The 19,102-nt window shown below is 45.3% G+C and carries 18 protein-coding genes; 11 read left to right on the forward strand and 7 right to left on the reverse strand.

All coding sequences use genetic code 11. The annotated features are described in order from the left end of the window. Window positions 1-12: 12 nt before the first annotated feature. Window positions 13-267, reverse strand: coding sequence for a hypothetical protein (locus EYB58_RS04865; RefSeq protein WP_111960200.1), 255 nt, complete (start codon window positions 265-267; stop codon window positions 13-15). 533 nt (window positions 268-800) lie between these two features. Between EYB58_RS04865 and tnpB the strand changes: the two genes are divergently transcribed. The 8 genes from tnpB (at window position 801) to EYB58_RS04905 (ending at window position 8,893) form a co-directional block, all read left to right on the forward strand. Further along, the gene (gene tnpB / locus EYB58_RS23085) at window positions 801-1,148 is read left to right on the forward strand and encodes an IS66 family insertion sequence element accessory protein TnpB (protein WP_163354627.1); all 348 of its coding nucleotides are present in this window, start codon (window positions 801-803) and stop codon (window positions 1,146-1,148) included. A gap of 207 nt (window positions 1,149-1,355) precedes the next feature. After that, the gene (locus EYB58_RS04875; RefSeq protein WP_278186359.1) at window positions 1,356-1,613 is read left to right on the forward strand and encodes an ISAzo13-like element transposase-related protein; all 258 of its coding nucleotides are present in this window, start codon (window positions 1,356-1,358) and stop codon (window positions 1,611-1,613) included. A 39-nt stretch (window positions 1,614-1,652) separates the two neighbouring features. Next, window positions 1,653-2,744, forward strand: coding sequence for a lipid A deacylase LpxR family protein (locus EYB58_RS04880; RefSeq protein ID WP_111960196.1), 1,092 nt, complete (start codon window positions 1,653-1,655; stop codon window positions 2,742-2,744). A 255-nt stretch (window positions 2,745-2,999) separates the two neighbouring features. Next, window positions 3,000-3,872: an alpha/beta fold hydrolase gene (locus tag EYB58_RS04885; RefSeq protein WP_111960194.1), complete on the forward strand. Its 873-nt coding sequence runs from the start codon at window positions 3,000-3,002 to the stop codon at window positions 3,870-3,872. A gap of 230 nt (window positions 3,873-4,102) precedes the next feature. Next, the gene (mprF, locus tag EYB58_RS04890; RefSeq protein WP_111960192.1) at window positions 4,103-6,652 is read left to right on the forward strand and encodes a bifunctional lysylphosphatidylglycerol flippase/synthetase MprF; all 2,550 of its coding nucleotides are present in this window, start codon (window positions 4,103-4,105) and stop codon (window positions 6,650-6,652) included. 331 nt (window positions 6,653-6,983) lie between these two features. Continuing rightward, window positions 6,984-7,781, forward strand: coding sequence for a M90 family metallopeptidase (locus tag EYB58_RS04895; protein ID WP_111960190.1), 798 nt, complete (start codon window positions 6,984-6,986; stop codon window positions 7,779-7,781). 149 nt (window positions 7,782-7,930) lie between these two features. Further along, complete coding sequence (locus EYB58_RS04900) at window positions 7,931-8,485, forward strand: DUF1003 domain-containing protein (RefSeq protein WP_111960188.1); 555 nt, start codon at window positions 7,931-7,933, stop codon at window positions 8,483-8,485. Window positions 8,486-8,500: 15 nt separating this feature from the next. Continuing rightward, a complete protein-coding gene (locus EYB58_RS04905; protein WP_207309131.1) occupies window positions 8,501-8,893 on the forward strand; it encodes a transglutaminase N-terminal domain-containing protein in 393 nt (130 codons plus the stop codon). A gap of 5 nt (window positions 8,894-8,898) precedes the next feature. On the opposite strand, the gene EYB58_RS04910 is transcribed toward EYB58_RS04905, so the two are convergent. Then, window positions 8,899-10,587 carry an IS1634 family transposase gene (locus EYB58_RS04910; protein WP_131072011.1) on the reverse strand — a complete coding sequence of 563 codons (1,689 nt, stop codon included), beginning with the start codon at window positions 10,585-10,587 and terminating at the stop codon, window positions 8,899-8,901. A gap of 280 nt (window positions 10,588-10,867) precedes the next feature. On the opposite strand from EYB58_RS04910, the gene EYB58_RS04915 reads away from it, so the two are divergent. Further along, entirely contained in the window at window positions 10,868-11,329 is a 462-nt protein-coding gene (locus EYB58_RS04915) for a transglutaminase-like domain-containing protein (RefSeq protein WP_278186435.1), read from the forward strand. 173 nt (window positions 11,330-11,502) lie between these two features. Here the strand turns inward: EYB58_RS04915 and EYB58_RS04920 are convergent, their stop codons facing one another. From EYB58_RS04920 to EYB58_RS04940, 5 genes are all read right to left on the reverse strand, one after another. Next, window positions 11,503-12,342 (reverse strand): SHOCT domain-containing protein, encoded by an 840-nt coding sequence (locus EYB58_RS04920; RefSeq protein ID WP_111960685.1) that lies wholly within the window; start codon window positions 12,340-12,342, stop codon window positions 11,503-11,505. 239 nt (window positions 12,343-12,581) lie between these two features. Beyond that, a complete protein-coding gene (locus tag EYB58_RS04925) occupies window positions 12,582-13,250 on the reverse strand; it encodes a transposase (protein ID WP_111960687.1) in 669 nt (222 codons plus the stop codon). A gap of 69 nt (window positions 13,251-13,319) precedes the next feature. Further along, entirely contained in the window at window positions 13,320-15,128 is a 1,809-nt protein-coding gene (locus EYB58_RS04930; RefSeq protein WP_111960689.1) for an SLC13 family permease, read from the reverse strand. A gap of 576 nt (window positions 15,129-15,704) precedes the next feature. Continuing rightward, a complete protein-coding gene (locus tag EYB58_RS04935; protein WP_111960691.1) occupies window positions 15,705-16,610 on the reverse strand; it encodes a M23 family metallopeptidase in 906 nt (301 codons plus the stop codon). Window positions 16,611-16,745: 135 nt separating this feature from the next. Then, complete coding sequence (locus EYB58_RS04940; RefSeq protein WP_242637561.1) at window positions 16,746-16,895, reverse strand: hypothetical protein; 150 nt, start codon at window positions 16,893-16,895, stop codon at window positions 16,746-16,748. Between the two features lie 138 nt (window positions 16,896-17,033). Between EYB58_RS04940 and EYB58_RS04945 the strand changes: the two genes are divergently transcribed. Both EYB58_RS04945 and EYB58_RS04950 read left to right on the forward strand, forming a co-directional pair. Continuing rightward, a complete protein-coding gene (locus tag EYB58_RS04945) occupies window positions 17,034-17,372 on the forward strand; it encodes a serine aminopeptidase domain-containing protein (protein ID WP_242637562.1) in 339 nt (112 codons plus the stop codon). A gap of 67 nt (window positions 17,373-17,439) precedes the next feature. After that, entirely contained in the window at window positions 17,440-18,576 is a 1,137-nt protein-coding gene (locus tag EYB58_RS04950) for an MFS transporter (RefSeq protein ID WP_111960693.1), read from the forward strand. The last annotated feature ends 526 nt before the right edge of the window (window positions 18,577-19,102 follow it).

Here is a 19,102-nt window from a genome sequence, read left to right on the forward strand (position 1 = left end):
TGCTTCCTCAAATCACCCAAGTTTAGTTAGGATATCACGCTTCATGGTATCCAGGTGATAGCTTGAACCTCGGTACAACCGCCCATCTTTCTGAATTTTTAGCCCTTTTTCTACCCATTCCAAAGCCTTTGCCGGTTTTCGGTACGATAAAAGTAAACCTGCAATAATCTCGCAATCTTTCGGTAATAGTTCGGTTTCCTCACAGATAAAAACATATAAGTTTAAATCACGTCCGGCAGCATAAATGGTTTTTAATGTTTCCCCCAATTGTCGTTGATCACATCATCCTTTATAAATATCCAGTTTTCACACGGGTTGAAAGATAATCCGATTTGACATGTAACATCACCGGAGGTATCAAACTGTTCCATTGGGCTAAACTTTTTCGGAAACCCAATGAGTTGACAGCACTTCTATGTACAGGCCTATATTTTTCCAGGCTTTTTGAAGAAATGATGCATGATCGATAAAAATGATATCAGATAAAGGGGTGATTCCTTTAATGCTTCTTCTGTGCGGCTTGAAATAGAATCGATTTGATTTTCATTCAAAACTTGAATGAACCCCGCATTGGGATTCGACCCTTTTAATCGTTCATGGTTGCCCCCTGTGTCAGGGCAGATGAAATTTGTCGAGCTCCCTGTGAGCTTCTCGGAATAAAGTGTCCCTTTTATCCTATACAATGTATTTTCCACCCTTCGTCTCATGGTGGTCTCCAGGTTCAGCCTGAAGATTCCGGATCAGTTTTCCCAGGACACTCTGACAAAAGTCCTGCAAGTTCTAAAGGTGCTGTAATATTTTTGCCTTCGGACAATATCAAGGCTTACCTGTCTCTGGGGTATACGGACATGCGCAAATCCATTAACGGATTGTTCATTCTGGTCAGTGAGCATATGGAGTTGAACCCTTTCTCCGGTAACCTGTTCGTCTTCTGCAATCGCAGGCAGAATATGATAAAGGTGCTGTATTGGGACAAAAACGGCTTCTGCTTATGGCATAAGAGGCTGGAGAAGCATTTTTTCAAATGGGCAACGTCGCAAAGGGAAATTATAATGATTGGAAAACGGGAACTTTCTTGGTTGATGGACGGACTTTTCATCCACCAGGCCGAGGCTCATAAACCGCTGCAATATTCCGTACTTTATTAAGATTTTAGTATATTTTTTTGTCATCTTGGTTCAGCGGGGAAATTTCTTTTTAAATTGCTTTGTGACCATTAGTTTGGTATTTTTTTGAATACGTAACGCCTCTGTTTTTGTGGTTGTTTTTTTTGATTCAAGCCTTAGAAAATATACACTTAAACAGAGGCTTTTTAAATATGTAACCACCTTATATTTAAATTAATTAGCTCTATTTTGTGCTGTCGATTTCAACCCCCCTTATGTAAAGGTGTTATTTTTAAAAATATCGAAATTGTTAATGATTTCATGGCAAAGACAAAAACATCTACGGGGTTGAAGATTTTTACGTCTATTCTTGATAAAAATTTTGAAACTGGTCGTAAAGTAGCGGACGGTTTTAAAAAAAATATGAGAATTCAGTTTGATGAATATTTGCCGCAATGGAACTATGTTGCTGTTCCTATGACAATTAAAATTAAGAATGCAGATTAAATCTGCGTTCTTAATGTAAAGGAGTATGAAAAAGCACAGATGACAGGATTATATAAAAAAACGGTGATAGGGATACTGGTACTGCTTTTGGGAAACCAAGCCTTTGCCGGAGACTTTAATATCGACGAGGATAGGAACAAAGGCATCATCAGATTCGAAATTGATAACGACACGGTCTGGGATATGGACAGCAATTTTACCAACGGATGGAGCATTCAATACCATACCCCCCTATATAAAGGATGGGGTGATGTTAATGCCCCCGGCCTTGTCAAATGGGTGGGCCAGCACATTCCAGGTCTTGACCTAAAAGAGAGTTTCGTCCGGAACGGCTACGGCCTGGGACAGAATATGATCACTCCCGGAGATCTTCGGGTGGCGGTTCCCCAGGACGGGGACCTGCCCTATGCCGGCACCCTGACGCTGAGCAGCAATTGGCAGAATTTCACCTGTGACAACGCCCGAACCTTCCAGTTTACCGTTGGACTTCTGGGGAAAGAAACCGGGGCAGAAAATCTGCAAAAATTTGTCCATAATGACCTGGATATTGCCGATGACCCCAAAGGATGGGATACCCAGAGAAAAACAGAGCCCATCCTTAATATAGGTTACCTGTACACCCGCCGCCTGGCCTACTTTGGTCAGTATACAGACAACTGGGCTGGCCAGCTGGACATGGATGCAAATGCCTCTTTGGGCAACCTTTACACCAGTACGGAAATGGGTGCAAGCTTTCGATTTGGATGGAATATGCCCCAGGGATTTGCCTCGACACCGGCCCCTCCGGGGGTGGGTGTTTTCCAGGCTGCCTATCTGCCGAAACCGGCCGGGGCATCCCCCCACGGGTTCGAAGTAGTGCTGGGGGGCTCCGTAACGGCCCTCCTCTATTCCGTCCTCTATGACGGGAGTATTCTCACCAGTGACGATAGGGATGTTGAACGGGAAAATTTCATAATTTCGGGTATCCTGGGGGTGAATTACCATTACTATGAACGATTTTCCATCCATCTTTATTTTGCTGCGTCAACGGATCTTATAAAAGAAGAAAAATTACCGGCTCCCCTGCCGGGCCGGGAAAAGACCCACGGAGATTTGTCATACGGGGCCTTTATGATCGATTTTTACTTTTAAAGGCCAGGTTTAAAATTGAATAGATCAGAAAAGATAATGAAATCATTTTAAAGAGCATATACAGATCGGCCCTTTCTGAAGAGGCAATTATGATTGCCTTTGATGCTCCGGCTTTGAGGTTTTTGTATTCTTCCCCTTGAACTGTTAGATTTCTATCTGTTTACCAAGTCTCATTTTAAACAATTGACATTTGTGGTGTATTAAAATTGTATTTGTTTACGGTAAAATCGGTTATTTTCAAAGAAAAAGGGATAAATGAAAACATATCTTATCTGTTTTTGTATTCTATTGCTTGCGTTGTTATTCTGGTACGGATATGTTTTGTTGAAACCCATGCCCGGTGCTTTTGTCCGCTATCTTGCCTGGACCATTACACCTGCCGCCACTGTATTGCGGGGAAGTACCAATACCGGGGATGCAACCATCCATTATGTCAGCTACGGCAGTGGTCCGGCAGTATTGCTCTTGCATGGAGGATTGAGCAACCGTCTAATCTGGTTTTCCCAGATTCCCTGGCTGGTAGCAGCAGGGCGGCAGGTGGTGCTGCCGGACACTCGAGGTCACGGAGATTCCGGACTTGGCTCTCAAGAATTGAACTATCGATTGCTCGCATCAGATGCGATCCATGTTCTGGACAAACTCAACATCCAGCAGGCCGATATCATTGGCTGGAGCGATGGCGGAAATACAGCATTGCAAATGGGACATTACTGGCCGCAACGGGTTAAGAAAATGGTTGTTATTAGCGCGAATTTTAATCCTTTGGGCCTTATTCCCGACGCGCTGGGCGAAACGCACACACAATCCAGCGGATTGGAATACTGGTTCAAAAGCTGGTGGACCGGTGCCGGAAGACGCCTGGCTATTCTGGAAAAACGTATTAAGAGAATGTGGCTTACCCGTCCAATGATAACGCCGGTTGAGTTAAAAGGGATTGTCCTCCCAACCCTGGTGATTATCGGCGAACATGACATCATCTCAATCGGACATGCAAAGCAGATGGCCGAACTTTTGCCGCACGGCGTCCTGGAGGTCATCCCAGGCGGCCATTCTACACCTGTAACCCATTCGGTTCAGCTAAATGAAGCGATTGCCAATTTTTTTGGAATTCATGGGCCGGCCCAATGAATTAATTATTGTCTAACGAACTTAGGACCGCAGATTAAATAAGTTGGGCAGAAATAACGCCGAATTTTGGTTCATCTACAAGGCCGCATTAAAGATTGAATAGCAGGCCTATTTGGGCTTTGATGCAACGAAGTAGATGGGCCAAAAGGCAAGCTATTTCGTTGAAGTTATTTCATCTGCGGTCCTTAGGACCGCAGATTTGATGTCGAATCAGCAAAGGATGGTATTGCATGATTGAAAAAATTCTTCACCGGATAAAACCCTATATCGGCTTTGTGCTGTTCATTGTGGCAATCCTTATCGTCCACCATGAACTCAAGGTGCACAGCATTGAAGAAATTGCAGCCGATCTTGCGCAGGTTCCCATGTCCGTCATTCTGCTGGGCGTCCTGCTGACGGGAATCAATTACCTGTGTTTGACAGGGTATGATTTTATGGCCCTGCGTTACCTGGGCAGGACCGTGCGGCCCAGGAACGTAATCATGGCATCTCTGATCAGTTTTTCCATCAGCAACAATACCGGCCAAGCTCTGATCAGCGGGTCGTCCATGCGATATCGTTTCTACAGTCTCTGGAACCTTTCCGGCATGGACATCATCAAGCTCTCCCTTTTTATCAGCCTGATGTATGTGCTGGGCGCTGCAACGCTTTTTGGCATCACCACGGTGACCTCCCCTGGGCTGATGGCGGCGTCACTGCCCCTGGCCCACACGGTCCAATGGCTTGCCTGGTTCTTCCTGGCAGCCCTGGCAGTCTACTGGTGCATCATCTTGTTTCGTAAAAAACCATTCATCATCAGGGGCATGGAACTTTTTCTGCCGGGACCCGGTCTTACACTGGCCCAGACACTCATTGCCATGATGGATATTGTTTTAAGTTCATTTGTTTTATATCTATTTCTTCACGTTCATGCGGACATTTCGTTTCACTCTTTTCTTGCTGTTTATATTGCCGCCCAGATTCTGGGACTGTTCAGTCAGGTCCCCGGGGGCCTCGGCGTATTTGAAGGGGCGTTTCTCTATCTTCTGGGGAATGACATCCCTGCATCATCTGTTTTTGCGGCTCTGCTCGTGTTTCGGCTTGTCTATTATTTTGTTCCTCTTGTACTCTCCGGAGCAGGGTTGCTCACCTATGAACTTTTGCAGCATCGTACCTTGGTCAAAGAAAATGCCCAGGCAACCCTCGGGTATCTTTCCCGGGGGATTCCCCATATTTTTTCGATCCTGCTGGTTCTGGCTGGCGGATTGTTACTGGTTTCCGGGTCAACCCCAACTGATCGCGGTGCATTGAAATGGCTGTATAAGACATTGCCACTATCGGTGATGGAGGCCTCCCATCTGATCGGCAGCATTGTTGGCCTTCTGCTGTTGTTCATGGCCCGGGCAGTGCGGCTGCGCATTGATGCGGCCTATTTTGGCATCCTTGTGCTGCTGGTCACAGGCGCCGTCTCCTCCCTGCTCAAAGGTTTTGACTGGCAGGAGGCCCTGGTGCTGGGAATATTTTTGATTCTATTTCTGCCGTCCCGGCGATTTTTCTATCGAAAATCCTCATTGTTCACCATGCCCTTTTCCTGGTCATGGCTCGGGTTTGTGGGTGTTGTTATTATGGGCACCACATGGATCGGATTGTTTTCCTACAAGCATGTTGAATATACCAATGACCTTTGGTGGCGGTTTGCCTATAATGGCGATGCACCCAGATTTTTAAGATCTTCACTTATCCTTGCCGTTATGGTGCTGTCGTTTTGTGTTTACCGCCTGATGCGGGTACGGCCCCAAAAGGCTCACCTGCCGACCCAGGAGGAAATTGATGAGCTGGAACCCATTGTTCACAATGCCCGGGATACCCAGAGCCACCTTGCCCTGATCGGGGATAAGACCATTTTGTGGGGTCAGAACCGGGAATCCTTTTTGATGTACGGCACAACGCCAAAGTTCTGGATTGCCATGGGAGACCCTGTGGGGAAACCGGAATCCCACGATTCACTGGTGTGGCAGTTCCGGGAGACAGCAGATAAAAACGGTGCCAGGATTGCCTTTTACCAGATCTCCAAAGGGAACCTGCCCCTGTATCTTGATCTTGGACTGGTGCTGATCAAGCTGGGAGAGGAGGCCCGGGTTTCACTGACGGATTTTGATCTTAAAGGCGGAAAACGCTCAGGGCTGCGCAACACAAATAACAAATTCTCCAAACTGAACCTGGAATTTCGTATTCTGGAACGTGATCAGGTAAAAGCAGATATCCAGGGACTGCATCAGGTTTCAGACGCCTGGCTGAAAACCCGGAAGGCAGATGAGAAAGGCTTCTCCCTTGGATTCTTTTCAGAAACCTACCTTTGCCGGAGCCGATGTGCAGTGGTCATGCAGGGAGAAACCATTCTTGCCTTTGCCAATTTGTGGGAAACCGACAGCAAAGAAGAGATCTCCATTGATCTGATGCGGTATACACCAGAGGCCCCGGGGGGTATCATGGAATACCTGTTCATTCAGCTCATGCTGTGGGGGAAAAGCCAGGGGTATCACTGGTTCAATCTTGGCATGTCCCCCTTGTACGGACTTGAGAAGCACCCACTGGCACCGCTGTGGCACAAGGTGGGGAATGCGGTCTTTAAATATGGCGATAATTTCTATAATTTTGAAGGACTGCATGCATACAAGGAAAAATTTGATCCGGTCTGGCAACCGCGTTACCTTGCCACCCCTGCCCTGGCTGCACCCGCTGTTCTATTGAGTGTTACCGGAATGATAGCGGGCAGTTGGAAAGGTATTTTTACCAAATAAGGACCGCAGATTAAATAAGTTGGGCAGAAATAACGCCGAATTTTGGTTCATCTACAAGGCGCATTAAAGGTTAAATAGCAGGCCTATTGGACCTTTGATGCAACGAAGTAGATGGACCAAAAGGCAAGCTATTTCGTTCAAGTTATTTAATCTGCGGTCCTAACAGCCATGGGCTGACCTGGTCTATCAATACCGAGGCTCAACCCACACCAAAGCATGAAAGTAATTCAGTAACCTATTGGAACTTTCATATAAAAAAAACAATCAGACAATAAAAAAAGATGGTCTAGATAAAGATGGTTTCTACGTTAGACTAAAAAAGGTTACGCTTATGTTTGACTGGTTTGCTGATCGACGCAGAAAAAAACTGATCCAGACACCTTTTCCCGCCTCATGGGAAACTATTGTCCGCAGTAATGTGGCCCATTTCTGTATGCTGGAGAATGCCCAGCAGGATCACCTTCGTGACTTGGTAAAGGTCTTTGTCGCCGAGAAAAATTGGGTTGGCGCAGGCGGACTGGAACTTACAGATGAGATCCGCGTAACGATTGCGGCACAGGCTTGTCTGCTTCTTCTTGGACTGGCCCACAATTATTATAGGAATGTCGAATCCATCATCGTTTATCCTTCTACGGTTGTCCCCCCTCAACGCAGGCCGAGTTTCTTTGATAATACAATTGCACCCGCCGAAATCGCCCATCCCATCATCGGCCAGGCATTCCAGAATGGGCCGGTAATTATCATCTGGGATGCTGCCCTGAGTGGCGGCCGCCATCCCGAATCCGGTCACAACGTGATTTACCATGAATTTGCCCACAAGCTTGATATGCTGGATGGCATGGCCGACGGAACACCACCACTGCAAGACCGGACTGAATACCATGACTGGGTTCTGATCTGTTCGCGTGAATATCTGCGCCTTAAAAAGGATGCGGGCAAGGGCAGGAAATCTTTTCTTGATGCCTACGGTGCAACAAATGAAGCAGAATTTTTTGCAGTTGCCACCGAGCAATTTTTTGACCAGCCTCAACGAATGCGGGAGAACACACCGGATCTTTATCGTGTTTTGCAGGAATACTATAATCAGGATCCTTCCGAACGGGTGTCCCGAAATACCTGCACAGGTTAACCGGGATACGTTATATTATTGGGACAAGAGAAAATGTTTTTCCATATGGGTTTCATTTTCATGACAGCCCGCAAGGCCATCATGGAAATCGTTTCCGAGACGGTGAAAAAATCCGCAGCCAAAACAAATGATCAAAAGGAAATTAAAGAATGACATTACACTCAAAAAATTCTAATTCTATCTCCCCATCACCAGGCAAATCAAATCAGAACTATTTCCGTTTCCATATGCCACACCGTCATCTTGCCTCGATTTATGGAGATAATTGGTTCTCACTCAAGGCCGAAGCCTTTGCCCGCTTTTTTGGAACGCCTGTTTTTCTAGTGGCACAGACGGTGATCGTTGCAATCTGGATCAGCATGAACGCATTTGGTTTCACCAGGTTCGACGTCTACCCCTTCATTCTACTCAACCTAGCCTTCAGTCTCCAGGCGGCTTATGCAGCGCCGCTGATTCTGTTGGCACAGACCCGACAGGCGGACAGGGATAAAGCGAACGCCGATGCCGATGCGCAGCATCGGGAAGCCCTTGCCATCGCGAGTGATAAGCGCCTGGAAATTGCTCAACAAAACACGGAGCAACTGATGGAACTGATGAAGCAAAACACCCAACTCACCGAACTCACGAAACAGTTGAGCCAGCGTATTGAAGTGTTGACCCTCGAGATGCACGGCAAGATATTCGGGGATGACACAAAAAAATAACATCGAAGGGCAATTATGAAACGTTATAAAATCATTCATCGTACCTATTACAATTATACGGATACTGTAACGCTTGGACCGCATCATTTACTTTTGCGTCCGCGGGAAGATCATGACCTCCGTATCGAGTCTTTTGTACTTAAAGTTACTCCCGATGCAAAAATATATTGGCATCGGGATGTTGAAGGAAATTCAGTTGCTATTGCTAATTTTACAAGTCCAACGCAACACCTCACAGTTGAAAGTGAAGTCATCATTCGGCAATATAATGAATTTCCATTGGATTTTATAGTGGCCGATTATGCTATTAACTATCCTTTTTCTTATAACTTAAGTTTCGCTTGTTTGAATTTGGGTTTCAGTAGTTTTGGATGCAATTATCCGATTTTTCACTTTGGCCAATTTTGACCAGGTTATGAAGTATCAAACAAATACTGGTGAGTGTAGCATTCTTCCGGCACATCCAGAATCGATAAAATATCTTTTTGTGTCTCGGTCAGCTTGGAGACAAAATATTGCCGGCTTCCATCATGAAGCAGTATTACGCCACATACGACAAATTCAAACATTGCCAACATGTTTTCTGTTTTAGGGTTACGCACATCCCTTTTATTGGGCATGAAATTATCCAAACCTTTATCCCGTTCGGCAATTTTTATTCTGGCCGTTCTTTCCATAAGGACCAAAATTTGAAGTGCTATTTTGAAAAGGAAAAGATAAGCTTCTATTCTATCAGGCGTTTGCAGATAAATCGGTTCGAGATTGTAACCTGACTTTGACCGTTTATAAAGATGCTCCACCTTGTACTGATTTTTATGAGCCAGCATCGCATCTTCTATTGAAAAATCAGAAGCCGGCTTGTTGGTGACGAGTGGATAATAGCCGATTTGATATTGCGCCTTGGTACAGGCGGACTCATTATAATTGAGTTCTATAGAGAAGTGATCTTGATAGACCGCAATTTTTTCTGCATTTTTGGCTGGTCGACCGGGCCGTGCATTTTTATACGTGACCACTGGATCGTTGTGGACAACAAAATCAAAAAACGCCTGTGTCTTATGTTTTTTTAGTATGGCCTGACAAGCCTGCTCAATGCTGTCCTTCGTCTTTAATTTATATGCATTTATTTTTTGGGCGAGTTCATCAAATGCGACTTGGGTTTTAGTGATTCGTTCCAGAAGAGATTTTTTACGGCGGTAAAACAAGCCCTGATCGAAAAGGATGATCATTCTGAAGGTATAACTTTTGTTCTCGTGCTCAAAAGTCAGAGGCACCTCAAACCCCCGATTCATTTGATCTTTGTAAGGAATCAGGGTCTCGTGATCGTGCTTATCCAGTGCTTTGAAAAGAGCTTCTTGATAGGAGGCGTACATGGGCAGAGGACTTAAAAAATATCCTCCGTGATCATTTATGTGCGCCATATTCCCGTGTGTAGCCACCTTGGAATCGCCGGCAAATAAAAAATTTTTCTTTCCCAGCAGGTCAATCAAATGGTGCCACTGTTCCACATAGGTTTCCACATCGGCGGTGTTGCCACTATATGTTTGTTGGAATAAGGGAAAGCTACTGTCAGAACTGGCTGTCATGGACCATACCAATTGTTTCAGGTCTTTGCGGTATTGTTTGCTGTATCCGTATGAGATCTTGATGCTCTGTTCGGATCTATTTTTATTATTCTCGCCGTAAACTTGCGCACAGGTCGTATCGTTATGACAGATTTCTGTCTGAATCTCAAAGGCTTCAATTATATGTCGGGTAATCAGCAGTTCCAGATTACCAATGCCGAATTTGTGAATAGCGTCTAAGGTATCACCCAGCCTATCGTCAAAATATTCATCCGGACTTATGTCAGGGAAAATAACATCCAGGACATTTGATTCCCTGGCAAACTTGCAAACCTTGTAAAGAGACATAACCTGAAAAAGAATGGCGGTGATCATTGCTATACTTGCCTGCCCATGAGTGAGCATTTTACGTCTTGCATCAAGAGGGACGTTCTGGTCAATAATATCAGCGATGCAACATTTGTGAAAATAATGCTGCAAAATCGGGGCAAAACCAATCGGCTTTGTCTCGACATTATTATTGACGTTATCCGCCATAATATTGATTCCAATAACTCATTGGAATCATATAGTATATTGACAAAGAAAAATCTAGTTTTATTTTGAGCGATTATAGTAATTTATGCCAGATTAGAGGTGATTAATATGCTATTATTCCAATTTTTTAGATATTTTCATTGATTATCTCTTATTTTCTAATTATTGAAATTTTATTTTGAACAAGCGAAATTAGAGTTATAATGAAGAAGACCAGTTTTTATTATCGCCTTACAGGGTATTACCAGATCAAAAGACCAGAGAGATTTTAAATAATTGGATATTTAAAGTATGGAAGTCTGATGAACAGGTTCAAACCTATACGTTATTACAACGGCTTACTAAAGCCATATGCAGAACAATGGTTTACAAGGTGAGAGAAGAGCCCGGAGTTCAACCTGCCGCGGAAACACTGTCGCTCGGTTCTGGGTCTTGTCGTGATTTTGCATTACTCTTTATGGATGCAGTAAAGTGCCTGGGGCTCGCGTCGCGTTTTGTCAGCGGATATTTACATGCACCGCTTATGTCGAGTCAGGTCGGATCTACCCATGCATGGGCTGAGGTTTATCTCCCCGGCGGAGGCTGGAAAGGATTTGACCCGACAACAGGAGATATTGCCGGAACGGATCATATCCCCGTAGCGGTATCGCGATTGGCGGAATCTGTCCCTCCTATATCAGGCTCTTACGCTGGCTCAGCTGCGTCAAAGCTTGATGTAGGGGTTTGGGTAAGCGAATGCTAAATAAAAACAAGGGAACCTTGAATAACCTTATATTTCGTTCATCTCCAAGGCACAGAAGGAAATTTACCGCAGGTATAACTTTGATATCCCGAAGATAAATTTTTGACTGCAACAAAGGAGATGGGCGATTATTTGATGTTCCCTTTCATTATACCCTCCTGAATTTTCTCTGATTAAATACGACTAAGCAGTTCGGTCTTTTTCGTATTGAATTCTTCATCAGTCAATGCACCAGCTTCGTGTAGTTTGGCAATTTTTTCAATTAACGCGATAATACCATCCGTTGAAGACTGATCTATGAAGGAGTTGTTTACGCTATTAGAAATTGATGCAGGCGTGTCTGTATTCTTTACTGCATTATTCACTGCATTATTGTTTACATTTCCCGCGCTGTCATTATCAGGTTGATCGAATTGATTCGACACAGGGGCAGGTTGGGCAAAATTTGTTTGCTTTTGCGCAGGAATACCCGGCCCGGATATAATCGGCAAAGTATTAACAGCGATAGTCCCGTATTGACTGCTAAAGGTGAGTGAAGTATTACCACCCTGCTGCTGGCTTACACCGCTAATATTGTTATCGAGTGTGTCATACACAGTAACTTGTCCATTCAGTTGTATCGCAAGCCTGTTAGGGAATACAGCATAACGAATATCGTTTTGAGCGCCACTGCTAAATGGACGTCCCAATTCGACCGGCCACCACTGGTTGCTGTTTTTTGAGCCTGCGGGCACCACTGGAAACATTTGCGTATTGGCCAGTGCATTTGACAACTCGGTGCAGAGGTTATTTACGGTATTTTTTAAACCGTAGTTGAACATATCGCCGACCATAGTCATGCCGCCCTGCATCCACTGTCCAGAACCGCCCAGCTCCGGGCAATTAAATTGAGCCATGCTTCCTCCGCCGTTATTAACGGCAGAAAGCATGCAAATAACCGCTTCCTGACTCAGGTTATAGCGTTGTGATAAATCGTTGACAATATTTTGTCCTGCAGGTGTAAGTTGTTGCATCTAAAGTCTTCCTTAATTAAGAGAGTAATAGTTACTCACGAGTGGTGCACATTATATCATGGGAACATCGAAGAAAAAATCATTCCATCATCGTTGGAGCTTATCGGTGAACTAAACAGTTAATATTGGCCAAGTCGGGGGACATAAGGCCCATGATCGGAATAAAACATTCCAAAAAAGACGGATGAAAAGGCAAACCATATGAAAGGTTTTATTTTGAACTTGGGCCTAGCACACAATCACCGTTGTTTTCTTGGCCCTTTTGGGCCGGTTTTCTTTTTTGTTAGTACCCGGCCGGTTTTGGCTTCAAGCTGGCTGATCAAAGCATTTTCACCAAGGGGACGTCCGGTTCTCTCATGCTTTTGTAGTGCATCCCTTTCATTCGGTTCAACCTTAAGAGTTATAAAATCATCCCACTTATCTACATACGCGAATAAGGGTTTTGTTTTAACAAGAGGGTCCTTAACAAGGTTTAGATGTGCCCTGCAGGAACTCCACTGATATTCTTCCGCTTTTTTAACCAATCCTGCTCGAACAGGGTTTTGTTCGATATACCTGGCAGCGGCAAGCAGGTGGCGCTCATCCATAATAAAAGAAGCAAACCGTCCCTGCCAAAAGTACCCCCGCCAGCCTTCCCTGAAATTTACCATCCTTGCATATCTTCTATGGGCTTCGCCTATGGCGGAGGCAAGTCCGTCCGACGTTGCGGGAACTGCAATCAGGTGGGTATGATTGGGCATCAGGCAGTAACTCCAAATTTCTACATTGAAATGTCTGCACCATTCAGCCATTAGATCAATGTAGGATTGATAATCTTCATCTGAAAAGAATGTCTGCTGCCTGCGGTTACCCCTTTGCGTAATATGGTGTGGATAACCCGGGACCACGACTCTTGATAATCTTGCCATACCGAAACTTATTACAAATTATACTGATACTGTCAATATTTTTATATCGTGTCCCCGAATTACCCCGAATTACATAGCGAGAAGAACAACCGCCGTCGTCGCCATGACCAAAGACAGACCAACTCCAACCTTGATGAAATCCTTTGTTTTGTATCCTCCGGGCCCCATGGTCATCAAATTACATTGATGAGCAAACGGGAGAACAAAGGCGCAACTGGCGCCATAGGCAACAGCGAGAAATGTTTTACTGACATCGATACCGCTAGATTCTGCTGCTGCATAAGCAACCGGTGCAAGGATAACAGCAGCTGCAGCATTGTTAGATGTCGTGCTAAACAGAGCAGAAACGACAAACAGCACCCCCAAAACATAGAGCGGCCCCAAACTCATCTCCGCCGGGAACAAATTTGCGGCCATTTTACCCGCCACGCCGGTCTGAAATAGTGCGTCACCGAGAGGAATTGTACCTATAATCAGAAATAGAATCCGAAAATCAATTGCTTTTTGAGCTCCTCGAAGCGAGACACAACCAGTCGCCACCATTAAAAGCGCACTGGCCAGTGCACTGACCGCAAGAGGAAACAATCCGAGAATCGGCGGTAAAAGGGCCACGGCCAGAAGCAGAAGCGCGATAGGTGCGTGTCGGACATCCTCTTCAGATTGCTGCCGATCCAGAAACACCAGATCATCACTTTCCTCAAGCTTTCGGATGTATCGGACGGGGCCGTATACGAGCAGGGCATCGCCAAGTTTCAACGGGGTCGCACCAACATCTTTTTCGATAATTTTACCGCTTCTTAAAATGGCGAGGACTGATAGTCCGAACACGCTTCGAAAACGAATGTCGATCAGGGTTCTGTCGAGGAAGGCAGAGTGAGGTGAAATTAAGACCTCGGCCATATTGATCCCCCGCCCTCTCAGACTCTCCAACTCGACCTCAGTTGCAGTCTCAATGGGAATTGAGTGCACTTTGGCAAGTTTTTGAGCGTCTTTGTTCCTTCCATCGACAAAGAGAACATCGCCGGCATTAATCTTGAGATCTGGCTGGATGTCTATGAATTGTTTTCTAAAACCCTTTTTGCGGAGGATTTGGACAACCTCGATTTGGAATCGCTTTCCAATGCTCGCCTTTTCAATTGTGGTATCGGCCAACTCAGACCCCGATGGAATGGTCAACTTGAAAAGTTTTTTTTCGGGATTGTACCGTTTTTTCAACCGCTCTTGAAAACTTCCAGCCTTGGGGGTGTTGTCTAAACCATTCTCACCGATTAGTCTAGTCCCGATCAAAACCATATATGCAATGCCGACGACAGAGATGGGAATGCCTAAAACAGCGAACTCAAACATTCCAAGGGACCTGCCTCCGCCGCTAAGTCGTTCAAGCTCACTTCCAAGGATGAGGTTGGAAGTCGTCGAGATCAAGGTGAGCGTGCCGCCGAGAATCGCCGCATACCCCAAAGGCATCATTAATCGAGAAGGGGAAATGTTTGCCCTGCGCGAGAGCACCAAAACAGCTGGGAGGAAAACCGCAACGGTGGCCGCGTTTGACATGATTGCTGAAAGAACGCAGGTAGTGACCATGATCAGCAAAATCAGACGCCACTCTTTTTTGCCACCGAACCGTTCAAGCATTCTCCCCATCAGCGTAGCGACACCGCTTTCCTTAAGCCCGGCCGAGAGCACGAATATAGCTCCCAGAGAAATCACCGCGCTGTTACCGAACCCGCGGAGGGCTGCCTCAGAAGGATTGACAGTCCCGGTGACCGCAAGCACAACCGGGATCGAAAGAGCAGTGGCCTCAAGAGGGATAAGCTTGCTGATAAAAAGAACCATGGCCGTAACCAACGTAGCGACGGCGATCCAGGCGTGGATATCCATTTTTATAACCCCTCCATGTTATAGTTGCTCTTTCCCTTTTCAAGATTGCCGATCAATCAGTTGAATATGATCATGTCAGATGGCACGGCAACAAAGATAAAAGACTACTCTTGAATACATATTTTATCTAATATTAGTGCATACTAATATTCTAAATAATTCCGTGTCAAACCAATTCTTGCTTCTCCCCAAAAAATCGGTATAAAAAAAATTCACCGCAAAACACATAAAAGTAAAGGCAGTTTTGAACTTCGAGGGGACCAGATCCCTTACACGGTTGCTTTCGGTACTGAAAATGAAAGGCTAAGGCAGAAAAATACCTATAAATGGGAACCTTTTCAAAGTTTAATAGGTAGTTACGTGAGCCAACCCAAAATCTCCGTCATGATGTTTTTTTCGCCGACAATGCCAAGAAGGGGTACTTTTATTGTCGGCAGAGCCTCCATGACATCAAAAGCATCGCATGCTTTCAAAGCATTCTCAAGAATAGTACAATAATCACGGCTATGCCATTTGAAATGGCCACATCAAATAAACCATTCAAGGCAAGTCAAAATCGCACATTCCAAACGCCTCTCACCGTAGCAATTGATCACTTGCCTCCTCAAACAACGGTACCGGATCTACCAACTGGCCCTGTACAGATATGGACAGGTGCAGATGAGGCCCCGTGGCCCGTCCCGTAGAACCAGATCGACCGATAATCTCTCCCTTTTTTACAATATCCCCCTGGGACACGTCGAATCTACTCAGGTGAAAGTAAAGGGAAACAACACCGTTACCATGGTCTATATACATGGAGTTGCCGGCATAATAGTGGGATTCAGCCAAAAGGACCCTGCCGTCTGCCACCGCTTCTACAGCGGTTCCCCTGGGTGCCCTGAAATCCACTCCCCGGTGGGGATTTTTGGGTTTGCCATTCAACACGCGTCGCAGACCATAAACACTGGTGTATTTTCCCTCCACCGGCCGGTGAAAGGGCAGTCGCCACAACCGCTGATCTGACCAGGTATTTTTGGCCTTCTGGGTCCGAGTCCTTTCCGCCTTTATTCGCTCAAGTTCAACAGTGGGCGGCGTCACCATTTTTGACGGCAGACTCAGCGCCTGACGAGGATATGTTCGGCCAACAATAAGCACTGACCGTTGCCAAACGCTCTCTTTTCCTCCTGCCCAAGCCCGGATCAAAAGTTCCTGGCGACCCGGCTTAATGGTAAGGACATCTGTACCCAACATGGCAATCGCCACATGCCGTCCGTTCCACTGGGAAACTGACGGTACAAACTCCCGATCCATCCAACGAACAAGAATCCTGTCAAAGACCTGGACTGATGTCAGCCGAACAAGAAAAGGCTGCCCCATGCCCACCTGTTTTGGATAGGCGAGGACCATGGCCTCTTTGTTTTCAATGTTGGTTTCTGCCAGGCTGACAGCAGTTATCATAAGGCATGTAAATAACACAGCGGTGCATGATCTGATACGCAATGTGAAAGTTCCTATTTCATCAGTTTTAAAAATTTAAATCCGATTCATTTTAGCTGTTAAAATCTCCATCAAGGGTCAATAGCAGATCTCTTTTCCTGGTTTTATACCTTATTTTTATCTTGCTTGCACTCCATATTAGGCGTCTCCTTTCAACCCTATTTCAACGGCTACCTCACGCATTCCCATGATCGTATCCGTAATCAGTTCGCCCAATTCAACCCCCAACATATCGGCGCCTTTCTGGATAATTGATCGATCAACGCCAATACTTAACATAACCTTCATTCGCCAAACAAGCCCCTGCAACGACCGACGTAGCCCAAATAATTGTCTTAGGCCATTTTTTCGGTTAAGTTAAGCAAAAGTCAGGTTTAAAGAATGTTAAGACTAAACCCTGCAAAAGAGACAGACAAGGAGAATCCAATGAAAAAAAGTAATACCAATCCATACGCGGCCCTGGATCAGCCCCAGGTGCTTCAATTTTTGTTTCACCCAAGGCGTGATGATTCAAAAAAGGCAGTTTCCGACAAGGAGCATTTTATTCCGCTTGATCAGGATATTGAAGTCGAGGCGGCCTTTCACCTGGGAGATCCGTTATTTCCCAACATTCTTTTCTTTCACGGCAATGGCGAGATCGTATCCGACTATGATGATCTTGGCCCCATTTTCAACCGTATGGGCATCAACTTCCTGGTGGTCGATTACCGGGGATACGGCAAATCCTCAGGCTCGCCCACAGTCTTTTCAATGCTTCTGGACTGACAAGGGGTTTGATATGTATTTAAACAGCCTGAAAAATTTTCTCATTCCCCAGGACTTTTAGGAAGACATGATCCATAACAAATCGTTACACCTGATACTGAAAATCCAGTATTTTATCTATTTCGGCGTGCTGGGGATTTTTCTGCCTTATTTTAACCTCTATTGCCATCATCTGGGTTTCACCAGTTTTGAAATCGGTTCCCTGTCTGCCCTGAGAACCGCCATTACCATTGTCTTCTCAATAGGGTGGAGTATTGTTGCCGACCGGTATGCATGGAGAAAACCGATTTACGTTCTATGCAATTTCCTCAGTGCCGCAATCTGGATCTTTTTTCTGTATATCAATAATTTTCTGGGCATGGTGATTGTGACCATTTTTCACACTATTTTCTTTGCACCCCTCATTGCATTTATAGAAACCTTTGCAATGGATGAACTGGGTAGTGGAGGCGGTGACAAGAACAGGTATGGCCGAATTCGTGCCTGGGGATCGGTGAGTTTTATCCTTGTTGTGTTTAGTCTGGGTAAGATTTTTGATCTTTTCAGCATCAATATTATTGTTCCTCTCATTCTGGCCGGTTACACGCTTCAGGCGCTCTTCTCAATTCCCATGCCCAAGGCGAAAGCAAGTAAGAAACAATTACATGCCGGGGTCAGAGAACTCCTCAATACCCGGACCCTGACCTTTCTCACCTGTTCGTTTCTGATGCTCTTCAGCCACGGGACCTATTATGGATTTTATTCCATCTATCTGGAAGAGTTGGGCTATAGCCCCTTTTTTATCGGGTCGACCTGGGCTGTGGCCTCCATCGCTGAGATCGTTCTTATGATCAACTCCGGCAGGATTTTAAAATATATCTCCCTTAAAAATGTGATCTTCTTTTCTTGTTTGGTTGCTGCGGTCCGGTGGTGCCTTTTATGGCGTGCGGTCACAGTGACTGAAATCATGATAGCTCAGGTGCTTCATGCATTTACCTACGGGACATTTCATGTGGCCTCCATCCTGTATATGGATTTGCTTTCAACCGAGGAGACACGTACCCTGGGGCAGGCTGCCAACAATGCCGTCTCTTACGGCCTCGGCATGATGGCCGGTTTTCTGCTGAACGGCTATTTGTATGAGGCATATGGCGCCCTTCTCTTTTTGATGAGCGCATGTGTGTCACTTGCCGCTGCGGTTGTATTTAGATTTTTGGGCCGTTAATTTGAACCGTATTGTGCTGGACTTGTTTGCTTCTGTACATCCGGGACGAACTGTCATCGGTATCTTCATGGCAGGACATCTGGAAAACTTTGGGGCTGAATATATGCGAGAATGGGTTTAATGCCTGACAAAAACTGGTCCAGATAAGCCGATGGAAGATACTAAGAACTGAGCTTTAACAAAAGTATCGAACGCTCTTTGAGTAAAGGCTATGGGGTCACAATTATAGACATATTGTGGGGTTGTTGATTCCTAAAATTCCCCTCTAAAATTGTCAGCAATTCAAATGGTATCTTTGACAATTTTCACCTCTATACTGGATCTTTTCAATTTCCGTATGTTATCCTGTTAGATAAAAGGTATAAGGGATATACAAAACCATACATTATATTGTTGAACAAAACCGCTCCGCGGAAAGAAACGCCAACCTGGCATCTTACCCATTGATGGGCCAGTCAGCCGCGACTATACAATATCCCTTTATATTTACCCTGTCTTATTCCATCATTCTCCTGAGTATCCACCC

This window comes from Desulfobacter hydrogenophilus (genome assembly GCF_004319545.1).
Taxonomy (GTDB): Bacteria; Desulfobacterota; Desulfobacteria; order Desulfobacterales; family Desulfobacteraceae; genus Desulfobacter; species Desulfobacter hydrogenophilus.